At 52.2% G+C, this 4,878-nt stretch carries 5 protein-coding genes; all 5 read left to right on the forward strand.

The genetic code is table 11. The annotated features are described in order from the left end of the window. The first annotated feature begins 536 nt into the window (after positions 1–536). On the forward strand, positions 537–1,073 hold the full coding sequence (locus tag FBQ85_26485) for a TlpA family protein disulfide reductase (protein ID MDL1878680.1): 537 nt from the start codon (positions 537–539) through the stop codon (positions 1,071–1,073). Positions 1,074–1,216: 143 nt separating this feature from the next. Then, a complete protein-coding gene (locus FBQ85_26490; protein ID MDL1878681.1) occupies positions 1,217–1,816 on the forward strand; it encodes a sigma-70 family RNA polymerase sigma factor in 600 nt (199 codons plus the stop codon). 27 nt (positions 1,817–1,843) lie between these two features. Further along, positions 1,844–2,491 (forward strand): hypothetical protein, encoded by a 648-nt coding sequence (locus tag FBQ85_26495; GenBank protein ID MDL1878682.1) that lies wholly within the window; start codon positions 1,844–1,846, stop codon positions 2,489–2,491. Between the two features lie 334 nt (positions 2,492–2,825). After that, on the forward strand, positions 2,826–3,539 hold the full coding sequence (locus FBQ85_26500; protein ID MDL1878683.1) for a hypothetical protein: 714 nt from the start codon (positions 2,826–2,828) through the stop codon (positions 3,537–3,539). 145 nt (positions 3,540–3,684) lie between these two features. Next, positions 3,685–4,878: oligopeptide transporter, OPT family (locus FBQ85_26505; protein ID MDL1878684.1), on the forward strand; the 1,194-nt coding region annotated here is incomplete at its 3' end.

Here is a 4,878-nt window from a genome sequence, read left to right on the forward strand (position 1 = left end):
AGCAGCAAAACGATGAGACTGTGTTTGCGTTGCATGAGCGAGCCTTTCAAACTATGATTGGGTGAATATGCGATGACCAATAGTTTTGGAAAACACCACCGCCCGCGAAGCTTGCGGTTCCGATACGGACTGCGATAACGTTTTACAGAGATAGTTTGGTGAGGTGAGTGCGAGTTGTAAGAAAGTTCTGGCAGATTTAATCGTAAGATCGCCTAGGGTGTAGCCCGAAAATCTATTTTCATTCAAAATGCCCACTCGAAATCAAGTGGTTTGCTTCACAGAATATCTACCTGAGAGGGTTTTCGGCCACACCCTGCGCCTCGCACTGGAGGTGAGAACAGCCATCCCGCACAAATTGCGCAGTCGAGATGCGAAGAGAGTGTACCCGCAAATATCTAATTTAGCCGACGAGGGATTTTCGGTTGTTTGAAAATGCTGAATTGCTTATTCTTCCGCTCAATCCGCAGGGATTTGTTGGAATATTTTCAGCCTGCGGCGATGTTAGTCTAGTGACTGATCAAACACGAGGATTTTACATGAAGCTAAAATACTGGTTGTTTCCTGTACTGCTGGCAAGTCTGAGTTTCAACGCCTGCCAAGACAAGCCCAAAGCTGCCGGCAACAGCGCCCCAGCAGCGGCTGAAGCGGGTAAGCTCGCCGACTTCACTCTGCGCACGCTCACCGGTGAAACGGTGAATCTGCGCAGCCTGGAAGGCAAAAAAGTCGTGGTGGTGAATTTCTGGGCCACATGGTGCGGGCCGTGCCGACGCGAGATCCCGGATTTCAATAATGTTTATGCACTCTATCGCGAGCGCGGCGTCGAATTCTTAGGCATCTCGCTGGATGACGACCCGCAAGCCGCCGTCCCAGCGTTTGCTGCGCGCATTCCGATTGCATATCCCGTGTTGATCGGTTCGGCCGAGATTGCCTGGCGCTATAACGTGCAAACCATCCCGCAGACGTATATCATCGATCGCAACGGAAAAATTGTGAACAGCTATGTCGGTATGGTTTCCGCTTCCGCCTTGCAGGCGGCACTTGAGAGGGCTTTGAATAATCCACCGGCATCGTGACACCGATTCTCGCAATTGACTATTCGCACGCCGCCTGTTGTGTTTTGATAAAAGATTCCTCATTTTCCTTCGCGTTAAACTGACATATGATGAAGCCGGGAGCATCGCCCGGCCTGACGATCGTGACGGAATCGAGGAATTTCATGCTTCGTGCAAAATCTGCGGCAGACGAGCGCCGGCGGCGTTTTGAAGAATCTGCCTTTCCGCACCTGGATGCCCTGCACCATACGGCGCTGCGTCTGACGCGCCACCCGTTTGACGCGGAGGATTTGGTGCAGGAAACGTATTTGCGCGCGTTTCGGTTCTTCGATAAATTCGAGCCCGGCACGAATTTCAAAGCCTGGATTTTTCGGATTCTGTTCAACACGTTCATCAATCAATACCGCAAGAAGGCGCGCGCTCCTCAAAAAGTCGATTTCGAAAAGGTCGCGGAGGTTTATAGCCGGCCGGAGAAAGAGCGCGATGATAAGTTTGAAACAGCATATGATGAACGGCTCTATCGCGCGTTGTTCGGTGATGAAGTGAATGCCGCGCTGCAAAAACTTTCATATGAGTTTCGCATGGTTGTTTTGCTGTGTGATATTGAAGGGTTTTCCTATAAGGAGATTGCGGCCATCACGGGCACACCGATTGGAACCGTGATGTCGCGGCTATCACGCGCACGCCAGCAATTGCAGAGTTATCTTGGCGATTATGCCCGGCGCGCCGGCATTGTGAAACCGAATGAAGACTCGCAAGAATGAAATGTTGTATACTGCCGTGAGGAGTTTATGAACCCCCGATGTCAAGACGTTTTAGATCGCGCCGCCGCTTTTGTTGACAATGAAACCGACGCGAGGTGGAATGCCGTGATTGCGGCGCATGTGGAAGCGTGTCCGCAATGTGCCCGCGAGCTCGATCAACAGCGGCAGATGAAAGCGCTGGTGCAGCAACACACGCAGCGCATGGCCGCGCCGGCGCTGCTGCGAGCAAGAATTCGGCATGCGTTGGCGCAGGAGCCTGCGCGTTTCGGCTCCTGGGAGCAACTGCGCCAGATTTTCTTGTGGCGGCCGTTGCCGGCTATTGCAATCGCCGCTGTGCTCATGTTCGTGCCAAGTGTTTTGACATATTATTTCTCGCGCCCGGCGCCGGCAGTAACGCGCCTAGAGTTTGCCGCGGCTGAAGCCAGTCTCGAAGGCGAAGTGATTTGTATCGATTGCTTTTTGCTCGATGAACTTCATTTGCAACACGGCCATGACGCCTCGCATCGCTTCGGCTTGCGCACGGCGGACGGCAAGATTCTCACCATTGCAGCGTTTGACAAGGGCGGCGAGCTGTTGCAGCGCGCCGCAAATATGCACAAACATCGTGTGCGAGTGCACGGCCGCCTGCTGCCCGAGCAGCGCTATTTGCAGGTCAATGATTTTTCCATTCTTTGATCGCAAATCAATGTTTGGTGGGCTCGTTAATTCATTCGATGAGCATTAAAAAGAAATCTCAAGGGATTTCACCAGCTTGCTGGCAAGTAAACCGGCGAACGCGAGGTATCATTATTCTCACCGGAACAAACCCTCTCCTAATTTGCCATATCATCATCAATCACGATTTCTGAAAAAGCGCTTGACAAAGTCAACGGATGGATTATGTTTTGCGCCAGTCAGCTCGAAAAATGAGCCAGGATTTGCCCTAACTCATTTTGCCTCAGGATTGTTGATGGCTGTCGCGCCGTTATTGTGATCGAAAAACGCCCCGTCATCTCAAGTCGAGAACATGATGCGCCTCAATCGCTTTATTTGCCCTACCTTGTTGTCGATTTATATTTCTGCCGCTTGCGAATTCGCTGTTGCCGGCGCCTCAACCGATTCACTTGATCTCCGCGTTTATAAAAATGCCAATGCGTTTAGCTCCGACAGCCTGCCTCCCGTTTTTCCGCGCCATCGCCCGTTCAAGCTTTTGATTCATGCCCGCGGCAATTTCAACGTGAACCTTTCGGCCCTCCAACTTGCGGACACGCTCGCAGCAGTGCATAAACTCGCGGGATTGCAATATTATTCCCGCACAGAAAAAAAGACGAAAACGCTGTTCAAGGCAAGCGCTGTTGTTCCGTTTCCCGCCTCGAATAGGACTTCGCCATCCCCGGCGTTTCGCGCCTTGCCTATTGACACCTCCTTTTATTTTTTTCAAATTGACAATCGTTTGGGGAAGGTGGCGTACCGCGCCGATTTGCGGGCGGAAAAAAATCACGTGACGTTTTTTGTTTACAATGTTTCGCCGGTGAGCAAGTGGGGTTTGCAAATTGCTGAGATCGGTGATTTTCTCGTTTTCATCGAGTTGCAACGCCATGAGGATGAATGGCGTTTTGACGGCTGGCAATGGACGCATCCCAAGGGCGGCTTGCTCGGCATTCTCGTGCATGAAGACTCACTCGTACACCGCTTTCGCGCTGTTGCAGGATTTTATCTCGATGCCATGAAGCAACGCCGTTAAAGCAATTTTTTCTGGTCGGGATTTTCTGGAATCGCTTGTTAGAACAATGTGGCGTGATGAAAAATTTTTTGGGCAAGCTGAATCATCAGCATGAGAAGCTGAAATTCGGCAACCGGACCCGCAAACCAACTCGAAGGGAGAAAACATGTCCGACAACCGTGTCGAAAAACCTTATGTTCCTGCGGAAACGAATTTACCGGAGTTGACATTCAAAGCGGTTTTTCTCGGCATTGTAATGGCGGTTGTGCTGGGCGCCGCAAATGCTTATCTCGGCTTAAAAGCCGGACAAACCGTGTCCGCCAGTTTTCCCGCGGCCGTCATCGCCATTGCCGCGTTTCGTCTGCCGTTCATGCGCGGCAATGTGTTGGAGCAAAATATCACACGCACGGCGGCTTCCGTCGGCGAGGCGCTGGTGGCCGGCGCGATTTTCACCATCCCGGCATTCGTGATCGCCAACGTCGGCGGCGAGCGTTTGTGGACGGATTTCAATTATTGGGAGACTTCATTCATTTTGTTGATCGGCGGCGTGCTCGGCGTGATGTTCATCATCATTCTCCGCCGCACATTGACGGTCGATGCGGGCTTGCCCTTTCCTGAAAGCCGCGCCTGCGCAGAGATTGTCAAAGCCGGCCAGCACGGTGAAAGCGGTGCGAAATACGTGTTTGGCACGCTTGGCTTTGGTATGCTGCTACAGGTATTCAAAGCCGATGCGGGCATCAAGCTTTTTCGTGAAAGCCTTTCCGGAATCATTTCGCTTCCCCAATCTCTTATTCATCATTTCTCGGGTAATCGCACGTCCATGGGCGATGTCGCTCACACCGGCGTATTGCCGTGGTCGACGTTTGCCATTTCACCTGCGCTTATCGGCGTGGGATATGTTATTGGCCCGCAACTGGCGACAATTAACTTCGTGGGCGGCGTGATTGCCTGGCTCGTGCTGATTCCATTGATTCTTTTTGTCAATCCGGATTTCAGTACGCAGCTTTCGCTCGGCGGCCAAACCCCGCCGGTTTCAGAGGTGATGAATTCCGTCTGGTACAATCATGTGCGGCCAATCGCGGTAGGCGCCATGCTGGTGGCCGCGATCAAAACCATGTGGGGGTTGCGCCAATCGCTTTCGTCTGCATTCCACGGCGTGTTTAAAAAAGGCAGCGCCGTAGCCCAGCCTTCTCGTCTCGATCATGATCTCAATCTGCGTGTGATTTTGGGCGTCACGGTTTTGCTCGCGATCCCCATGGCAATTCTGTATTACTATTTTAGTGAAAGCGTTGTGGGCGCGATTGTTTCCGCAGTGGTGATGCTGCTTCTGGGTTTTCTTTTGTCGGCAGTCGGAGGTTAT

The sequence above is a fragment of the Cytophagia bacterium CHB2 genome (genome assembly GCA_030263535.1).
Classification (GTDB): Bacteria; Zhuqueibacterota; Zhuqueibacteria; order Zhuqueibacterales; family Zhuqueibacteraceae; genus Coneutiohabitans.